This window comes from Ensifer sp. R-19 (assembly GCF_049905105.1).
Taxonomy (GTDB): domain Bacteria; phylum Pseudomonadota; class Alphaproteobacteria; order Rhizobiales; family Rhizobiaceae; genus Ensifer.
This window is the reverse complement of the sequence record NZ_CP184571.1, coordinates 1-17,443: the sequence shown is the minus strand read 5'-3', so window position 1 is coordinate 17,443 and position 17,443 is coordinate 1. Positions and strand designations below refer to the sequence as shown.

Below are 17,443 nucleotides of genomic sequence, written 5' to 3'. Positions count from 1 at the left end.
TTTGGCTCAAGGGGCGGGGTCAACGGACACCCAACCCGACCTGCGCCGTCTCCCTGGCCTGAAATCGACTGAATGTCGAAAGTGCCTGACCGACGACTTGGTCCATGTTGTAATAGCGGTAGCTCGCCAGTCTTCCGACGAAGGTTACATCGCTTCGCGAGCGAGCAAGAAGCGCATACTGGTTGTAGAGCTCCTGATTTTCCGGTCTGGGTATCGGATAGTAAGGGTCGCCTTCCGAACAGGCGAACTCGTGACAGATGCTCGTCTTGGGGTGGACTTGCCCCGTGATGTGCTTGAATTCGGTAACCCTCGTATAGGGGACCTTCTCCGAGGGAAAGTTCACGACCCCAACGGGCAAAAGTCGCCGCCGGTCGTAAGTCGTGTGTTCGAACCGCAGACACCTGTAAGGGAGCCGGCCGTACTGATAATCGAAAAACTCGTCGATCGGCCCGGTGAAAATGATATGCGCGTCGGGGAACTGTTCTCGGACATCCCGAAAGTCGGTATTGAGCCGGATGTCGATGTGATCGCTATCCAGCATATTTTCGAACATTTTCGTGTAGCCATCCTTCGGCATCGCCTGGAATGTGTCCTGAAAATAGCGATCGTCTGTGTTCGTACGGGTCGGAATGCGCGCGGTAACGGCCTTGTCGAGTTGGGAAGGATCCAATCCCCATTGCTTGCGGGTGTAGCCCTCGAAAAACGTCCGGTACAAATCCAGTCCGACCTGCGCGACAACGACATCCTTCGAAGTGCGTATCCGATCCATCGGCCGCGCCTTGGAGGCGAGATATTGGGCAGCCGCGGCGTCGTCCTTAAGTTCAAGTCCGTAAAGTCCATTGAGGGTTGTGCGGTTGATCGGGATCGGCAAGAGTTTACCCGCCACCTGTGCAAGCACGCGGTGTTCGTAAGGCCTCCAAGCAGTAAAGCGCGACAGATAGTCGAAGATCATTTCGCTGTTGGTGTGGAAAATGTGCGGGCCATACTTGTGAACAAGAATGCCGTGCTCGTTGTAGAAATCGTACGCGTTGCCACCAATGTGGGATCGTCGATCGCAAATAAGGACATGATGCTTGCCCTCATTTGCCAGCCTCTCGGCAAGGACAGATCCCGCAAAGCCGGCACCGACGATTACAAAATCATAGGTACGGCGTTTCGACGTCGATTTTGCCGTCCTTCGCGAGGCGGGGGCAACCGGCGGACGCGTGTTTGTTTCAGCCGCCTCCTGCACCAGTCCGTTCATTCGCCGGTGCGTCTCGTCCCAGGAAAACGTCGACAGCAGTTCGTCCGCGCCCGTCAGCCATTTTCCTGACCTGGGCTTGAGTTTGAGAGCGGCTTCGCATGCCTCTACGAATTTACCCGCATCAGACGCGAAGAATATGCCGCTGATGTCTGCGTATTGGCGCATGACATCAACGATCGGCGTGGTGACCACGGCAAGCCCGGCGGCCAGGTATTCCGGCGTTTTTGTGGGGCTGATGAATCGGGTTGCTTCGTTGAGGGCAAACGGCATCAGAGCCACGTCCCAACCGGAGAAGTAGGCAGGAAGGTCCGCGTAGTGCTTCTGGCCCAGATAATGGATGTTGGGTGCGCGTGGCAGGTCCTCGACTTTGATCTTGGCCACGGGACCAATGAGGACGATTGACCAGTACGGCCGGTGATCTGCCAAGGCTCTGATCAGTTCGAGATCAAGACGCTCGTCGATGACGCCGCAAAAACCGAGGACCGGGCCAGCGAGGTCCGCCTGATCCGGCGGATTGATCGGCTGCTTGCGTGCCGACCGGAAATGGCGCACATCCACGCTGGACGGAAAGGGATGAATGTTGTCGTGCATGAGGCGTTTGGCGTCGTAGAGGCTATGGCCGCCCGTGAACACCACATCAGCCCGTTGCATCAGCTCACGCTCCAGCTCCCCGATATTTGCCGGAGCAAATCTGAAGTTGGCGAGCTCGTCCATGGAGTCATAAACTATTGCGGCCGCATCGATATGCCGGGCGAACGCAAACATCATCGGCGTGTAGAACCACAAGATTGGCTTGCGATGACCTGCAAGCTCGAGAAGCTCGTCAAGCAGTCCCGCCAAACCGGAGTTTCGTTGCGCCTCGGTCCATCCTCTGGGGATTCGGGGTCTAACGGCTTTTACGGTCGTGCCCGCGAAAGAATGGATCTCCAGGTAGGCAAGATGGTGATCGGTCGGAATGACCTCTTCAAAGAAGTATACGCGCCGCTCCCGAGCAAAGCGCTCCATGAGGTGTTGTGGCCGCTGCACGACAAAATCCCAGCGCAGGTGTGAAAAACAAATCACCGGTGCGCAAGCATTGCTGGAATTGTCGTTGGTCTTTGGAACTGCAGTTAGAATATCCATATCATTCCGCGCTGAGCTGTTCGTAGGCTGGAACAACTTCAATTGCCGCGCGCCTCCTTCTTGGCTGACTGTTCGGCTCGAATTAGCTGGCGAAGTTTCTTGATGGAGTGGGGCCAAGTCCAAGATCGAAGGACTGCGGCGCGTGGGCTGAAGTCCGCAAGCCGCGACAACATCCCGGCAATGCCGATGTGAAACTTGTCCGACTTTGCGGTGGCCCCGGTTTGCGGAGTGATGTATTGCTGGCCGCATCGCAATTCGGCGTTGACGAGCACCGGCAAGCCCGCGAGCATGTATTCGGTCAGGACCGCCGGCGCCCCGTCATCGACACCGCACACCACTCCCATCCGAGCGAGGTTCATCAATCTGTTGACCTCCCCGAAGGAGACGCCAGGAGGTCCGACAAAATCGACGTTAAGCTCCAATTCTGTCGCTTGATGACGCAGTTGCTCGGATTGATCGCCGTAGCCGAATACACAAAGTGCCCGCACAGTTCTGGGCAACTTGGCGAGCGCGTGAAACAGGATATCGTGGCGCTTGTAGGCTTGCGCGGCAGCCACATAGATTATGTCGTAAGCCTTGGCCCCCTCGATGGGAAAGAACATCGACGGTGCAGCAAATTCCGGGCCGATCGGAAGGATCGCGGTGCGTTTGCCCGGGTGACGTGCCTCGACGTCGCGGCTCTGCTCCTCTGATCCTGTCAGGATTAGATCGAAATGGCGGCTTGTGGTCGAAGGGACGCGCAGCGCCGGCGCGTCGATTGAGTTATAGATTTTGAAGCTGGTTTGGCAGGCCTGGAGGATTTCCTCACCAACCCCCAGGCCCCAGACACAAAGAATATCTGGAGCGCCATAAATCTCGATATGGGCAAGCATGTCGTCCGACGAAAATGGGGAAGTACTTCCATCGAGGTAAAAGGAGCGTCGCGTAAGGAAGGAATTCTCCTTAACCTCAGGGGGTGGGTTGCTGGCCCGCCAATGGCTCCAGATCTCCGCCCGATCGACTAGGCCGTCAGCCACGCTGGCCAGTGGCAGTCGCTCCAGATATCCGCCCGACACGTGCACTACATTTTCATGCGTTGGCCAAGCAGCCATCTCATCCTTGAAACGGGATGCCCAGGCCGCCAAACGTTCCGTCTTGGTGGGGGCCTGTGAAACCGGTGGCCAGCCGTCCTGGAAATCACTGATGACGACGATCTTTCGCATTACTCACTTCGCACATCTACGGTCGCGAACGTCGAGACGACGATCGCGTTTTGGGAAACGGAATCTGTTTTTGTCAGGGTTCTGATAGTCGTGGCTTGCAACCGACGAGAACACAGTTTGTTCCAGTTGCGTGGCAACTTTAAATTCTTGACCGAGGTATTCAGGACTAGCGCGGCGCTGGGTGCATCCCTGAATCGAGACCAATTCTCCTTGCGAGCCGCACCTCAAACGGCGCTAAGGCGAAAATTGTCAAAGAGAAAAGGCATCTTGCAGAAAGCAAAATGATGTCTGGAGACAGGATGAAAACATTCAATACCGAACAGTCATTCTCCTTTTAATGCTGCGAGTTTTCGATCTCCCCACACCAAATTCGGAACATACCCGGCGCCGCAACCGTTTGGGCTTGTCTGACATCGTTCGGATTGATGACTTGGTGACCCCCACCTGACTGTTCGAGATTTGAACTCCCTGAAGTCCAACTCGAAAATGGAGAAAGATTACCCAATGACTCCCAAGACGAAAGACTTGAGCGATCTCTTCCACGATACGCTTAAAGACATCTACTTCGCTGAAAAGCAGATCCTCAAGGCACTTCCCAAGATGGCGCGGGCTGCGCAGTCTGAAGAAGGCAAGGCCGGCTTCCTAAAGCATCGGGATGAGACTGAAGGCCAGATCGAGCGGCTTGGTCAGGTTTTTGAGATCATCGGAAAACCGGCCCGAGGCAAGACGTGCGAAGCCATTCAAGGGATGATTTCCGAAGGCGAAGAGATCATGGAAGAATACAAGGGCACCGCCGCCCTTGATGCCGGCCTCATCTCGTCGGCCCAGACCGTCGAGCATTATGAGATCGCCCGTTATGGAACACTCAAATCATGGGCGGCCCAGCTTGGCCTCAATGGAGCCGTCGCACTCCTTGATGCCAATCTCCAGGAGGAGATCGCCACCGATCAGAAGCTGACGGCACTTGGCGAAGCCGCGGCAAACCCCAAGGCGTCCAGGCAGGCCGCCGAGTAGTCGCACTTCGATATCGGGAAGCCGCCTTGCCAGGCGGCTTTCTCCCCGCGCGAGCAAGTGTGTGCCTCGAGCGCAGTCCTCGGCCAGAAAATTCAGCACACCGGAGTTCGCCCCATGGCTAAGAAATCTCTCGAAAAGTCGACCTTGAAGCAGCGGGAAACCGTGACAATCCATGATCAGAAGCTGCGGCGGGGAGAAGGTGGCGAACTGCATCAGATCGCGGAAGATGTTACCCCTATCCTGAGCACCGCTCAGGGTGGCCCCGTTGCAGACGACCAGAATTCGCTGCGCGTTGGGCCACGCGGTCCCCTTGTCATCGACGACTTTCACTTCCGCGAGAAAATTTTCCACTTCGACCACGAGCGGATACCCGAGCGGGTGGTTCACGCACGAGGCTATGGAGCCCACGGCTATTTCGAGACCTACGACTCGCTCGCCGCTTATACCCGGGCCGATGTTTTTCAGCGGGCAGGCGAGAGGACGCCGGCTTTTGTCCGCTTCTCTACAGTTGCCGGCAGCAAGGGATCCTTCGATCTTGCGCGCGACGTTCGCGGTTTCGCGGTGAAGATCTACACCAATGAGGGAAACTGGGACTTGGTTGGCAACAACATTCCCGTCTTCTTCATCCAGGACGCAATCAAATTCCCCGATATCATTCATGCGGTGAAGCCCGAGCCGGACCGCGCCTTCCCCCAGGCACAATCCGCCCACGACACATTCTGGGACTTTATCAGCCTGTCGCCGGAAAGCATGCACATGATCATGTGGGTGATGTCGGACCGTGCCATCCCTCGCTCGTTCCGGTTCATGGAAGGGTTTGGAGTTCACACCTTCCGTTTTGTCAATGCCAAGGACGAGTCGACCTTCGTGAAGTTCCACTGGAAGCCTAAGCTCGGCCTCCAGTCCGTCACCTGGAACGAGGCGGTGAAGATCAATGGCGCCGATCCCGATTTCCATCGGCGGGATCTATGGCAGGCCATTCAGTCCGGCAATTTCCCGGAGTGGGAATTGCAAGTGCAGCTGTTCGATCAGGAGTTTGCCGACAGCTTCGATTTCGACGTGCTTGACCCGACGAAGATCATCCCCGAGGAGATCCTGGCGCCCCAACCGGTTGGACGACTTGTTCTTGATCGCATGCCCGACAACTTCTTTTTCGAGACCGAGCAGGTGGCGTTCATGACGCAGAATGTTCCGCCTGGCATCGATTTCAGCAACGATCCTCTTCTACAGGGTCGTAACTTCTCCTATCTCGACACGCAGCTGAAACGTCTCGGCAGCCCGAACTTCACCCATCTTCCGATCAATGCGCCGAAGTGTCCCTTCGCGCATTTCCAGCAGGATGGCCACATGGCGATGCGCAATCCGGTCGGCAGAGTGAACTACCAGCCGAACTCCTTCGACGAGGGGGCACGGGAATCGCCGATGAGCGGCTACCGCCATTTCCCCGCCGAAGAGACTGGCACCAAGGCGCGGCTGCGGCCGGAGAGCTTTGCCGACCATTACAGCCAGGCTCGACAGTTCTACATCAGCCAGACCGCGCCCGAGCAACGCCATATCGCGGCAGCTCTGACATTTGAGCTGAGCAAGGTGGAGAGGCCGGCTATCCGCGAACGAATGGTGTCCCATCTCCTCAACATCGACGAGACGCTGGCAGCCACGGTTGCCCAGAAGCTCGGTTTCCAATCGATGCCAAGCCCGGCTGATGCGGCGATGCCTACACGGCAGGATCTTGAACCCTCCCCGGCGCTCAGCATTGTCGAGCGTGGGCCGAAACGTTTCGAGGGCCGCAAGCTCGGCATCCTGATCACCGACGGCCTCGATGCAGCTTTGTTGAAGGGTTTGACGGCGGCGATTGCCAAGGAAAAAGGCGTTTGTGAGTTAATCGCTCCGAAGGTCGGTGGAGTTACGGCCCAGGACGGAACCTGGATCGAAGCACATCACATGATCGATGGAGGACCTTCGGTCCTCTTCGACGCTGTCGTCTTGCTGACCTCGGATGACGCGATCGACGACCTTGTAAAGGAAGCCACCGCCCGCGATTTCGTGGCCGACGCCTTCCAGCACTGTAAATTCATCGGGTACGACCCCTCGGCGATGCCGTTAATCGAAAAAGCCGGAATCGCCGATGCACTAGATGAGGGGACCATCGTCCTTCCCGGCGGAGATGGACTATCAGACTTCGTCTCAAAGCTCGGCAAACTGCGCGTCTGGGCCCGAGAACCGTCCGTGAAGCTCGGCAAGGCGTCATCGCCGATTGATTAAGCTCCGTCGAGCACCCACGGGAGACAAAAGCATTTCGGGCGCGTTTGATCGTTTGACCGGCTCGGCGGATGTCCCTAGAAAACCGGCAAGCGCCGCTGCCACGTCATCGGGAGCTTCCTCAGCCATATGATGGGCCGCTATCAATGCTCCAGCCAATGATGCCCGGCGCCCAGGGGCGCCAGACGGACAATGGATCCCCATACAGTTCTTCGAGGTCATCGCGCTTTGACCAAAGTAGGAGCGCCGGACACTGGACCGTCCTTCCCGCCTGCCTGTCGGCAAGATCATGTGCCCTGTCTATCGAAAGCCCCGCGCGATAATCCTCGATCATCGCATGGACGACATCGGGGTCACGTGTGGCGTTGCGATAGTCCTCGAACGCTTCCTCGCCCATGGAATCCGGCGACCCGCCATACCAGGCATCCGGGTCGGCGAGGATGGCGCGTTCCGGTTTTTCCGGCGTGCCGAAGAAGAACCAGTGCCACCAGAGGCGCGCAAACTTTTCGTTGGCACGTTCCAGGGCCTCAAGAATGGGAACTCCATCCATAACGACGAGCCGATCGACGCGATCAGGATGATCCAGGGCGGCGCGATAGGCGACGTAGCTCCCGCGATCATGGCCGGCAACCGCGAATCGTCGGTGCCCCAGCATTTCCATGAGTTCGATGCAATCCTGGGCCTTCGCCCTTTTTGACGACCCGATGTGATCAGGCGTATCTGCGGGTAGGAACGATTGGCCAAATCCGCGCAAGTCCGGACACACGATCGTGAATTGCGATGCGAGCCTATTTGCGATCTGCCACCAGGTCACGTGCGTTCGAGGGTGGCCATGAAGCAGCAGCAAGGGTGGACCGGAACCACCGTGGCGCACGCGGAGTGTGCCTTGAGAAACAGGGATCATCTCAAGTGAGAAGTCCTTAAACATCTGGCCGCTCCCATAGTTTCCGGACGTTTCCGGCGCAAGCGCAATCTGCTTTCTCGTCCGTTCGTTCCGAAGTCGTTGCGACGATCGTTATGTGTTTGATTGGCGCAAATGTCTGCCAGCCAAATATTGGCGAGGTGGACGAACTGGCCCCGCGGATACTTTGACAAATACGCGATCGCGCGTATGGATCTCGTATCCCACTCGTCATACAGACGCCGCCGGCCTCGCCGAGGCGTTCGAGCCGGGCGGCGATATTGGCGCCATCGCCGAAGATGTCGCCTTCACTAAAAACGTCGCCGATATTGATCCCAACGCGGAATCTTCCGGTCGTCGGTAAGCGGCCGGTTGTGCGCCACATCGCCTGCTGGATGGCGACCGCGCAGTTGAAGGCATGGACGACGATGGATGGAAATTCCGTCAACACGCTGTCGCCGGCGGTCCCGAAAATCTGACCACGGGCGCTTTCGATAAGACCCACCACAATAGGGCGAGACGTCACCGTCGCAAGCGCCTGCTCGTCGAAGGCATTCATCAAGCGGAATAACCTTCGATATCGTGCACCAGGATCGCTGCAAGCTTTCTTTCAATTAGTGGCGCCTCCATGTGAACGATCCAATCCAACGCCTTTCCACTATGCTTTCCTCACCCGGGCATGCAGCTTTTGTTCCTTCCGAGAACTCTGGTGAGGCCTGTCGAGGGCGTTCGACTCCAGCTATCAGTGTTTGGCGCGCACGGGGCGAAATGAAAGGGCGTATCGATGAAAGCGTGGCATCCAGACGCTTAAAGCTTGCATATGGGAAGCCAGTCCATCCACAGCGCCACCGGACTCATTCCCCCTTCGCCCGAAGACTCCTTCAGGCCTTCCGTACCGTCGCTACCGGTGCCACGAGTCACATCTGGCCGCCAACGAACAACGCCTCCTCGTCGTCACGCTGAGAACCTCCCAAAGCCCCCGCCGCGCTTGCGATGAACGCTCCAATGATGAGGGATAGGGCGCCCACCAATGAGAAGGTAGCACCGGCCCTTCTTGCCGCATCCGCAGCCTCTTTGGCGGCAGCTCTAGCTTGTTCGACCCGGGCTAACACTGCATCCACTCGCGCCGAGGCATCTGGTGCTGAAAGCCCTGTGCGCGCTGCAACGAGCTGAGCTAGATATGCCTTGTCGTCCGCCGGTAACTCTCCTGCGACCGCGCTTGCAACCAGAATGCGGGAGGCCTGCGCTGCCGCAGCCGCGTCTCCCTCGGCGCTCGCCGCAAGCCGACCAGGATCGGTAGGACGAAACAGCGCATCGACGAAATAGGAAGTCGTCCCGTCCGTGCCACCATTTTCGGTATTCGCCGTCGCCCCCACCGAGGCGCCCATCGCCGCGCCGGATGCGACCGTTGAAATCGCCTGAACGCCAGTGCCAACCGTACTTGAGAGCGCCGACCCAAGGACCAGCACCACAACCAAGGTTGCCAGCGCCCAAGCCAAAAAGCCGTGCGCTGTATCTCGGAAAAAGGTCTCGTCAGTATGAATACCGACCCACTTCGTGCGAAGGCGGCCGGTCAAATAACCCCCTAGCCCAGACGAGAGCCACTGCACGATGACCAGCCAGATAGCAGTTGAAACCGCAAACGTAGTTGCGCTCGGATTGTCCCCGGACCACGGCGACACCATGGTGAGACCGAGACCGGAACCGACAAGCGTGAGAATGAGTGTCAAGGTCGATGCGGCGAAGGCGCCTGCTATGATCGGTCCCCAGCTTACAGCTGATACCGAGGATTCGGACGGTGTTGCGACGTCGGTGACGCCTGAAGGTGCCATGGTGACCTCCTATCGGAAAAAGAGCATAAGAAGAATGATGATCGGGATAGGAACGCCGAGAAGCCAAAGCAGAATACCGCGACCCATGATATGTCTCCTTGAAATTCGTACCAAAGCATTGGCAAGCAAAAAGGTTCCCGAAATCTAGGCTAGACTAGCGGCTGCTCATCGGAACCTCTTCGTCGAACCGGGTCTTTTCGCGCGGCGGATCGTCGTCGAGGATCTCCTCCTCGCTGTCTTCGGGCAGGGCCTCATCCGGTTCCATGTTGGCCTCGTCGCGGCTGGGAACCGCTGGTACGCGGCCCTCGTCCAGCCGCTCGTCACCATTGTCCAAAGGGGATTCGCCGGAGCGGTCTGACAAGGGAATCGGCTCAAGATCCATCTCGGGAGGGCTCCGCCTCCTAGGTTCGTCGGTCACTTTATCTTTGGGATCGCCCATCGTTTGGCACCTTTCCAGTTGGAAAGCGAACCGGCAGCCATCGGTAATGTTCCGTATGGGGAGGCTCATTATTGGCTTTGCGTGTCGCGAACTGCTTCCGCCTGGACCACCGAAACGGAAACCGACAAACAGCAAGGACTATCTCGATCTCATCCATAACCTGCCGTACTTGCGTTTCCGGCCGGTATGGGGTCCAGTAGCGGAGGTCTAATGGCACAAAAACTAGGAAGGGTTCGCGCTGCACAATGCGGAGCTCACCTCTGCTTCCCCGGCGGCGAAGGGGTAGCTGCGCGAGGGCTGATCAATCACGTCTGGTTGAGCAAGGTCGCGCGAAGCGAGGCCGCGTCGCGAACGCCGCCTTGGTACAAATCGATAAGCCGTGCTGCGAGCAACTCAGCGTCCTCGCCATTCTGAGCATTGCCTCAGAACGTCATCAAACGGCGCCTTTGTTTCGGTGCTCGGCCCATTGGCACTGGGGCCGCTTTTGTGGGACATCTTTTGGGGAGAAAAACATGGCCGACGATCAGAAGAAGCAAACCCGGGACAGGAGGGTTACCCCCAGGCAAGAGCATGAGGTCGTCTTGACGCAGAAGATCGTGAGCGACGCGATCGCCTGCAACGCGCGGCTGGCCCTCATCTTGCCGGGCACTTTCGAGACGGACCTTGCGGCGGACATCAAAGACCCCGATTGCCGATGAACCTGAGGATTCAGGCACAAGCCGGGCGACGATCTTTCCTGGGGCAGAGGTGGCTCTAAAGCCCGCCGAACAGACCACGAACCATCCGATTGGATGATTTGCGCTACTTTCCCGCAGATGTACGCGCATCTATGCCTATCGGGAACTCGTCCAGGAAATCGCCACTCAGCTCGAGACGCGGATCAGGCTGGTGCCGGTGCCTTTCGCGATGTGGAGCATGTTGGCGACTGCTGCGGAGTTTCTTCCGGCCGTGTCTCTGACGCGCAACCAAGTCGACCTCATGCGTCGTGACAATGTCGCGGCAGTTGATCTGCCGGGCCTGGAAGAACTGGGCATCCAATCGCGCGGCATCGAGGACGTCATCCGAATGCACGAGACTTGAGCCGGAACCGATCGCCGCTCGCGCGGTTCGTCGGACTGAACAGGAGGACTACAGCCATGGCCAGATGCGACCTGTGCGGAGTTTCGAATGCGCCATCCAGAAACTCGCTCCGACTTTCCCGCATTGCGGCGTTAGGATTATCGGGCATGGTGTCGAGCAGGAGGGAGCCGACGCTCTCACCGATCGCGCGCCTTGAGGCCGTCACCGTGCAGCCCTAACGGATCAAGAATTCATCAAAAAAGCCCAGTGTTACCTTTAGGAAGGTCGGTCGGAAACCAGCTTGGCGCGGGAACCATTCGCCGAGGATTAGTGCCATCGATCTCGGATTGTGTCCGGCGGGCGACAAAGTCATGGTGCATCAGATGCCCTCGCCGTAAAACTGTGGCCCGACAGCGGCATGCCTCCGCACGTTTCTCATGCTTATCGGAGTGATTTTGACTCACTTCGACTTCGCGGCCGGATCGCGTGCCGTTCCCTGTTCGAACCGTCCGCTGGCTGTAGCATCTTGCGAAACTCATCCCGTCGCTCATGAATGGATGCTATCACTGGGCCCATCGGAATGCCGATGCCAACGAGCACCGCCTGCGACAGTTGGAGGCTGGCTTCGATGGTCTCTGGCACCGCATCCGTCACTTTGAGTTCGTATAACTCAGTTGCGTGCACCGCATCCCGTGCGCGGGCGACAATAGTGAGATCCGCCCGCTCGGATCTTGCAGAGGAGACGATCGAGGCCACAGCCTCTGCGTTATCCAAGGTTACAACAAGTGCGCGAGCACTCTGGATTCCGCAGCGTCGAAGCAACTCGATTCGTGTGGCATCGCCATAATAGATCGTAGAACCGCGCCCTCGCTCCTTGCCGACAAGCACTGGATCGGCGTCGATTGCCAGGAACCTCAACCCATGTCGCGTGAGCATCTCCGCGACCAGTTGCCCGACACGTCCATAGCCGACGACGATCACACGCTCTAAGCCGTCATCATGCTGGGGCGTTAGTCCTGCAAACGAAGGATCAGCCGTCCCGGCATATGCCCTATCGCGGCCCAGCAGGCGCACCAGCAAGGGAACGCCGATCATCGTCAAGGTTGCCGCGACTGTGGCAGTGGCGGCAACGGCACCAGGGACAACATTGCCTGCCACAGCAGCGCCGATAAGGATTAATGCGAACTCGCCGCCAGGTCCTAGCACAAGTGCGACTTCGCCGCCATGGCGGGTCGTCAGTCCTGACAGGCGCGCGATCGGAAAGAGGGTCAGAGCTTTTATCGCAAACAGCCCGATCGCGACGCCGACTGTGACGACCGGGTTGGCAATGATCTCGGAAAGATCCAGACGAGCTCCAACGGATACGAAGAAGAGCCCAAGCAAAAGCCCCTGGAAGGGCTGGATGGTAACCTCGATCTGACGACGATACTCGGTTTCAGCGAGCAAGAGACCTGCAACGAAAGCGCCGAGCGCCATCGACTGACCACTGAGGGCTGTGATTAGGCCAGAACCGATTACGACCAAGAGGCATGCAGCGACGAACAATTCGTTACTCTTTGTTGTCGCGACCAGTTTGAACAAAGGTCGCAGGATGAGGCGACCGATGCCGGCCATCGCGAAAAGCGCCACTGCGGCAGGCGCCAGAGCATACAACAGGCCGGCGCCGAGCCCCGTCCCTTCGCGCGAGCCCAAAATCGTCACCATGAACAGGAGAGGCGCCACGGCGAGATCCTGGAAGAGCAGTACGGCGAAACTCGCCCGCCCAACGGTCGTGTTCAGCAGTTTGCGCTCAACAAGCGACGGTATAATGATCGCCGTCGACGACATGGCGAGCGCACAGCCAAGCACCACCGCTGAAGCCGGAGTTTGGCCCAGCAAGCCCGCGATGGCCGCGAGGACGGCTGTCGAGGTGAGAACCTGAAGGCCGCCCAATCCGAAGACGAGCTTGCGCATTAACAGAAGACGGCTCCACGACAGCTCGAGCGCGATCATAAAAAGCAGGAATGCCACTCCGAATTCCGCAAGAAGCGCGATCTGTCCAACGTCGGTGATTGAGATTGCGGAGAGCCACGGCCAATCTCCTACGAGCGCTCCAAGACCGAAGGGGCCAAGCAAGATGCCGGCTGCGAGAAAGCCAAAAACCGGGCTCAGTTTCAATCGCCCAAACAGTGGCACGATAACGCCTGCCGTCGTCAGAAAAAGCAGAAGCTCCTTGTAATTTTCTGGTCCTGGCGTCATCGATAGCTCACAACCCTTGGTTCAGAGTGACGGGCGCATAGTGTACCAAGCCGACTGGCATCTCTTTTCTCCCCTGAAGGATCCTACTCTCATTTTCAGAGGAATGTCCCGGGAGTGGTACCCTCGCTTTTGTGGCTGGTGGCGACGACAGTTCCGTATTTTCATGCACGGACGGCTTCGCACTGTTAGCAGGTTCGTACGCCTTCCCGAACCGCGCCGGGAACCAATGCCTAGATGGCTAACGGCGCTGGAAACGGGAGAACAGGCTTTGTGTCGTATGCCGAGCCAGCCAAGACTCGGCACGAAGCGACGACCGAACGCGCCAATCACGCGATTTAGGGCATCGAACTACCGCAGGAGCGGGCCATATGAGGCTGTGACAGAGCTTTGTGCACTCGGAGCAGTTGTGCAAACGGCCGCCGAAAGCACGATTAAAGCGTCTGTTTCAGATCGTACCCCTCGCAGGGCCGCCAACAACTTCTTTGAGCGAAAGACACGACAAAGCTTGGAGAGGTATTGCAAGAAACCTTCATGTTGCCCGCAAGGCCATATCACCGCGAGAAAGATATCGACTGGCTCGTCGTCGGGTGCGTTGAACTCGATTGGTTCGCGCAGGGTAACAAGCACTTTAGCCGGAGTTATCAATCCCGGAATAAACGCGTGCGGTAGGGCAAAGCCTTCCCCGAAACCCGTCGAACCAAGAGCCTCCCGCTCGAGCAGGCCGTCGAGAATGACACTGGCTGGGACGCGAGTGCGTTGCGCTAGGTGAGACGAAATGGCCTGGAGAACCGCCCGCCCGCCCCCCGCCGGCACGCCGAGCATCAAATCATCTTCGAAGCCGAGTTTTTCATCATTCATTTTCTCCTCCCCCGCTTCGCTCTGGCCGGCAAAGATCGCGCTGGTTTCACTCCATATTGCCCAATTTTGAACTGGTGCCTTGTGCCTCCGATTTCAAGCGACGTCGCAGCAAACGCCCAATAGTCTTTCGGAGCGGGGACGACCGTCCTCAAGAAGTATTTATTGGTCGCCAAACGACCGACGCTCAATCGCGGCCAGACACGTGGAAGCGGGTGCCAGTCGATACATTGTGCGATCCTGAACGCACAGAACGGGAACAAACGTGGCACAATCGTCATGTGAATCATTCGCAACTGGAAACCAACATTGGGCTGATCGCTTCCAGTTTTCCGTCGAAAACCTGCACTTCCCGTCTGATTTTGACTAGCAGTGATGATGTCCCGGGGAGTGGGGTAGCATGAGCGCCGTGCTTTTCGGACGAAGCCGGGAATAGGTCACGTTGCCGTAACGGGCAGGCTGATGAGCGGATCATCGCTCATCGCGCCGACGCGTTTTGTTGGTCGTGACTAGAGAACCTGCGGCCATTGCTGGTGAGCGTGCATGACGGTGAGGATCTCGACGTCTCGACTTATGCGGTAGGGGATGATGTAGGGAATGTCGGCCAGCACGAGCTCGCGCGTGCTCTTGATACGACCAGGCCGCCCACTGGCAGGGTACTCCGCTAACGCATCCACGGCAGTGACAATCCGCGCCACGACGCGAGCCGCCGCATCCGGATCGTCTTTCTCGATATACGCGCCGATCTCATCAAGTCGCCGCAACGCCCGCAGCGTCCAACGAATACGCTTCCGACTCATGATTGGCGGGCAGACTTGACGTACTTCCTGACGACTTTCGCCACATCTTCATCGCTGGCGAACTCACCCCGGTCGGCCTCGGTCAACCCGGCTTCAATCTCGGCAAGCTGCCATTCCTGCTGCTCAACGAAAGCTTCGATGGCCGCTGCAGCCATATAAGAGCGGGACCGATCCAGCTTCTCAGCGAGCTGATCCAGCTTGCTCGCGGTTTCATCTTTTATACGCACGGTAAACGCAGCGGTCATGGGATCTCACCTTCCTTGGTTCACCTTGATTATCGATGAACCGCACTGGTGCGTCAAGGTTCAAGACACTTCTTCAAAGCATCCGCTACGCGACTGATCCATCGGTTTTTCTGTGCTTAGAAACGTCCTGGTGGGGCCTGTAGCTCAATGGTTAGAGCCGTCGGCGCATGACCGACTGGTTGCAGGTTCGTGTCCTGTCGGGCCTACCACACCATACTTAGCTCTTTACGTATGCGCCTTTCCATTCAAAATAGCCGACGGCAATGCGGCCCTGCCTTTGACGGCGTTGGTGAATTCCGGGTGTCGGAGCGTTCCAGATAGCCGAGGCGCTGCACGCGCGCTTCCCTATGTCCATGGAGCCCGACGTGTCGACCGCTAGCACGAGTTCCAAGTCGACGTCCGCAGGTGAGGCGGTGGCCCGCAATGCTGCCTCGCGGGATGGGTGCGCTTGATCCCATGCTCTCCAACTGCAAAAACCGGCCATCGGCCGTCACATGCAAGGCCCAAGGCCGAATGGCCCCGGCTCCGTCGCCTGTCGGGGAGTTGGCGCGGCTTGAAAGAACTCTCTGCCCACGCGCGCGGAGGCACATTCCAAATCTGGAAGAAATGAGCCACCCGGTGTCCAAATGATGGTCGTGCCGGCTCTGTCGCTACCGAACGAATGCCATGTCTTGCGAACGCTGCAAAACCGGCGGCTCCATACCGCAGGCCCGCGAACTTCAATTGAAGTTAAGCCAACTCTTCACCCCGTGAGTGCACGCGCCACTCAACCGTGCCCGATCGCGACGAGGCCGGACGCCATCCATGTACTAAGATCGACTTCGCCCAAACTATCTGTTGTCCGGGTCTGCCAGGACACTGAAGGATACAACACCTTCGGCTTCTAAAGTCGAAACACTGAGCAAACGCCTGTCGTTTACGTTACCGATCTTATACACTGAAAGAAGACTTTTCTTTTGGACGGTACGTTCAACGAGAACTGGAAAGTTCTCGTCCCATTGTCGTGGCAGCGCACATTGCAGATCACGAATTTGTTCAGCAGAGAATGTGCCGGCTTTAGTCTTCTTGCCCGTAACGTCTCCTTTCATCAGGCTGCGGAACTGCGCCCAGTAGGATGCCGTCAGCTCTTCTCGATCGTCGACTACGGCCGGACATTCAGGAATTTCAAGACAAGGAGATATTATGCCGGCGACGGCTCGGACGATTGAAACCGGGCTGCAATGATTAGCATCGAGGTTGCACAAGGCGACAATTGTTAGCTTATCGTCCACATAGCGTGAGAATGACGTCGAGAAACCCTGCCATGCCCCATTGTGCCCGATCACGCGTCGTCCGTTTATGTATTGTATCCTCCATCCAAATCCGTAGCCTTCCTTCTCTGACTTCCCGCCATAGGGATAAGGAGTCCACATCTTTTCTAGCGAGGCCGCTTTTAAGAGGGTGTCACCACAAAGTGCCCGCTCCCACTGCTCGAGATCGCGAACAGTAAAATAGAGCGTACCGTCAGCCGTCGAGTTGAAGGTGGGCGATACCCATTGTTGATTTCTAAGCACTCCTCCGACCATCTCGTAACCCGATGCCCTATTCGGAACGACATCGAGATCCGATATGACTCTCGATGACATCATCCCCAACGGACCGAAGATGTTCTGCGCGAGGAATTCGGCGTAGGATTGGCCTGTAACTCTTTCAATGAGAATGCCGAGCAGGACGAAGTTGGTGTTCTGGTATGCCCAGTCATCGCCCGGATCAAAATCGCGCGGCAGCCTTGCGATTGCTGCCAGCAACTCGTCTTCGGAGAAATCCCGCCTGATATCGAACGGACCATCGGTGACTTGAAGCTCCGGATTGTCATACGCTGCCAATCCGGACGTGTGGGAAAGGAGATTGGCTATCTTGATTGCTTGCCAGCTATCCGGTCCTTCTGGAAAATAGTCCTTGATGCTGTCGTCCAATTGGATCCTGCCCCGCTCAACCAGCATCATCACCGCGGTCGCTGTGAATGATTTGCCGACGGACCCAGATTGCAGCACGCTATCCGCCGTCATTGGAACGTTGAGTTCGATGTTGGCCTTGCCATACCCTTTCGCCAGGACGATCGAGCCACTCCTGTAGATTCCAAGTGCGACCCCTGGAATCCGTTGACGACTCATTTCAGCGAAAACGTACGTGTCGATCGCGTCTGATACGCTCGATTTCAGACGGCTTCCGTCAATCCAATTCAACGGGGACAT

Annotated in this window: 16 protein-coding genes, 1 tRNA gene and 1 pseudogene; 6 read left to right on the top strand and 12 right to left on the bottom strand. The window is 57.6% G+C overall.

Translation table 11 applies throughout. The features are described from left to right. Window positions 1-19: 19 nt before the first annotated feature. Both glf and ACN9MO_RS30415 read right to left on the bottom strand, forming a co-directional pair. Window positions 20-2,365, bottom strand: coding sequence for a UDP-galactopyranose mutase (gene glf / locus ACN9MO_RS30420; protein ID WP_425989307.1), 2,346 nt, complete (start codon window positions 2,363-2,365; stop codon window positions 20-22). A 38-nt stretch (window positions 2,366-2,403) separates the two neighbouring features. Further along, window positions 2,404-3,567 (bottom strand): glycosyltransferase, encoded by a 1,164-nt coding sequence (locus tag ACN9MO_RS30415; protein ID WP_112995283.1) that lies wholly within the window; start codon window positions 3,565-3,567, stop codon window positions 2,404-2,406. 504 nt (window positions 3,568-4,071) lie between these two features. Here ACN9MO_RS30415 and ACN9MO_RS30410 point away from each other — a divergent pair. Continuing rightward, entirely contained in the window at window positions 4,072-4,581 is a 510-nt protein-coding gene (locus ACN9MO_RS30410; RefSeq protein ID WP_425989305.1) for a ferritin-like domain-containing protein, read from the top strand. A 144-nt stretch (window positions 4,582-4,725) separates the two neighbouring features. Further along, on the top strand, window positions 4,726-6,843 hold the full coding sequence (gene catE / locus ACN9MO_RS30405; RefSeq protein ID WP_425988964.1) for a catalase C: 2,118 nt from the start codon (window positions 4,726-4,728) through the stop codon (window positions 6,841-6,843). A 118-nt stretch (window positions 6,844-6,961) separates the two neighbouring features. Here the strand turns inward: catE and ACN9MO_RS30400 are convergent, their stop codons facing one another. The 4 genes from ACN9MO_RS30400 to ACN9MO_RS30385 form a co-directional block, all read right to left on the bottom strand. After that, the gene (locus ACN9MO_RS30400) at window positions 6,962-7,768 is read right to left on the bottom strand and encodes an alpha/beta hydrolase (RefSeq protein ID WP_425988961.1); all 807 of its coding nucleotides are present in this window, start codon (window positions 7,766-7,768) and stop codon (window positions 6,962-6,964) included. Next, window positions 7,761-8,300 carry an adenylate/guanylate cyclase domain-containing protein gene (locus ACN9MO_RS30395; protein WP_425988958.1) on the bottom strand — a complete coding sequence of 180 codons (540 nt, stop codon included), beginning with the start codon at window positions 8,298-8,300 and terminating at the stop codon, window positions 7,761-7,763. The genes ACN9MO_RS30400 and ACN9MO_RS30395 overlap by 8 nt, the downstream gene beginning before the upstream one ends. A 358-nt stretch (window positions 8,301-8,658) precedes the next feature. Beyond that, the gene (locus ACN9MO_RS30390) at window positions 8,659-9,573 is read right to left on the bottom strand and encodes a hypothetical protein (RefSeq protein ID WP_425988955.1); all 915 of its coding nucleotides are present in this window, start codon (window positions 9,571-9,573) and stop codon (window positions 8,659-8,661) included. Window positions 9,574-9,727: 154 nt separating this feature from the next. Then, a complete protein-coding gene (locus ACN9MO_RS30385; RefSeq protein ID WP_156414565.1) occupies window positions 9,728-10,012 on the bottom strand; it encodes a hypothetical protein in 285 nt (94 codons plus the stop codon). Window positions 10,013-10,524: 512 nt separating this feature from the next. On the opposite strand from ACN9MO_RS30385, the gene ACN9MO_RS30380 reads away from it, so the two are divergent. The 3 genes from ACN9MO_RS30380 (at window position 10,525) to ACN9MO_RS30370 (ending at window position 11,288) form a co-directional block, all read left to right on the top strand. Continuing rightward, a complete protein-coding gene (locus ACN9MO_RS30380; RefSeq protein ID WP_057248320.1) occupies window positions 10,525-10,710 on the top strand; it encodes a hypothetical protein in 186 nt (61 codons plus the stop codon). 217 nt (window positions 10,711-10,927) lie between these two features. Beyond that, the gene (locus ACN9MO_RS30375) at window positions 10,928-11,092 is read left to right on the top strand and encodes a hypothetical protein (RefSeq protein WP_255571562.1); all 165 of its coding nucleotides are present in this window, start codon (window positions 10,928-10,930) and stop codon (window positions 11,090-11,092) included. A gap of 10 nt (window positions 11,093-11,102) precedes the next feature. Further along, on the top strand, window positions 11,103-11,288 hold the full coding sequence (locus tag ACN9MO_RS30370) for a hypothetical protein (protein WP_425989302.1): 186 nt from the start codon (window positions 11,103-11,105) through the stop codon (window positions 11,286-11,288). A gap of 224 nt (window positions 11,289-11,512) precedes the next feature. On the opposite strand, the gene ACN9MO_RS30365 is transcribed toward ACN9MO_RS30370, so the two are convergent. The 4 genes from ACN9MO_RS30365 to ACN9MO_RS30350 form a co-directional block, all read right to left on the bottom strand. Beyond that, window positions 11,513-13,309 carry a cation:proton antiporter gene (locus ACN9MO_RS30365; RefSeq protein ID WP_082615718.1) on the bottom strand — a complete coding sequence of 599 codons (1,797 nt, stop codon included), beginning with the start codon at window positions 13,307-13,309 and terminating at the stop codon, window positions 11,513-11,515. A 348-nt stretch (window positions 13,310-13,657) separates the two neighbouring features. Further along, window positions 13,658-14,167 carry a PTS sugar transporter subunit IIA gene (locus tag ACN9MO_RS30360; RefSeq protein ID WP_425988950.1) on the bottom strand — a complete coding sequence of 170 codons (510 nt, stop codon included), beginning with the start codon at window positions 14,165-14,167 and terminating at the stop codon, window positions 13,658-13,660. Window positions 14,168-14,673: 506 nt separating this feature from the next. Next, window positions 14,674-14,964, bottom strand: coding sequence for a type II toxin-antitoxin system RelE/ParE family toxin (locus ACN9MO_RS30355; protein ID WP_057248323.1), 291 nt, complete (start codon window positions 14,962-14,964; stop codon window positions 14,674-14,676). Continuing rightward, on the bottom strand, window positions 14,961-15,209 hold the full coding sequence (locus ACN9MO_RS30350) for a CopG family ribbon-helix-helix protein (protein ID WP_057248324.1): 249 nt from the start codon (window positions 15,207-15,209) through the stop codon (window positions 14,961-14,963). Before ACN9MO_RS30350 ends, ACN9MO_RS30355 begins: the two co-directional genes overlap by 4 nt. A gap of 133 nt (window positions 15,210-15,342) precedes the next feature. Here ACN9MO_RS30350 and ACN9MO_RS30345 point away from each other — a divergent pair. Continuing rightward, window positions 15,343-15,418: transfer RNA gene (locus ACN9MO_RS30345), tRNA-Ile, on the top strand. A gap of 26 nt (window positions 15,419-15,444) precedes the next feature. Here ACN9MO_RS30345 and ACN9MO_RS30340 read toward each other — a convergent pair. Both ACN9MO_RS30340 and ACN9MO_RS30335 read right to left on the bottom strand, forming a co-directional pair. After that, window positions 15,445-15,693 (bottom strand): annotated as a pseudogene (locus ACN9MO_RS30340) (DUF1194 domain-containing protein); the annotation flags it as partial. A gap of 346 nt (window positions 15,694-16,039) precedes the next feature. Continuing rightward, complete coding sequence (locus tag ACN9MO_RS30335) at window positions 16,040-17,443, bottom strand: serine hydrolase domain-containing protein (protein WP_112996324.1); 1,404 nt, start codon at window positions 17,441-17,443, stop codon at window positions 16,040-16,042.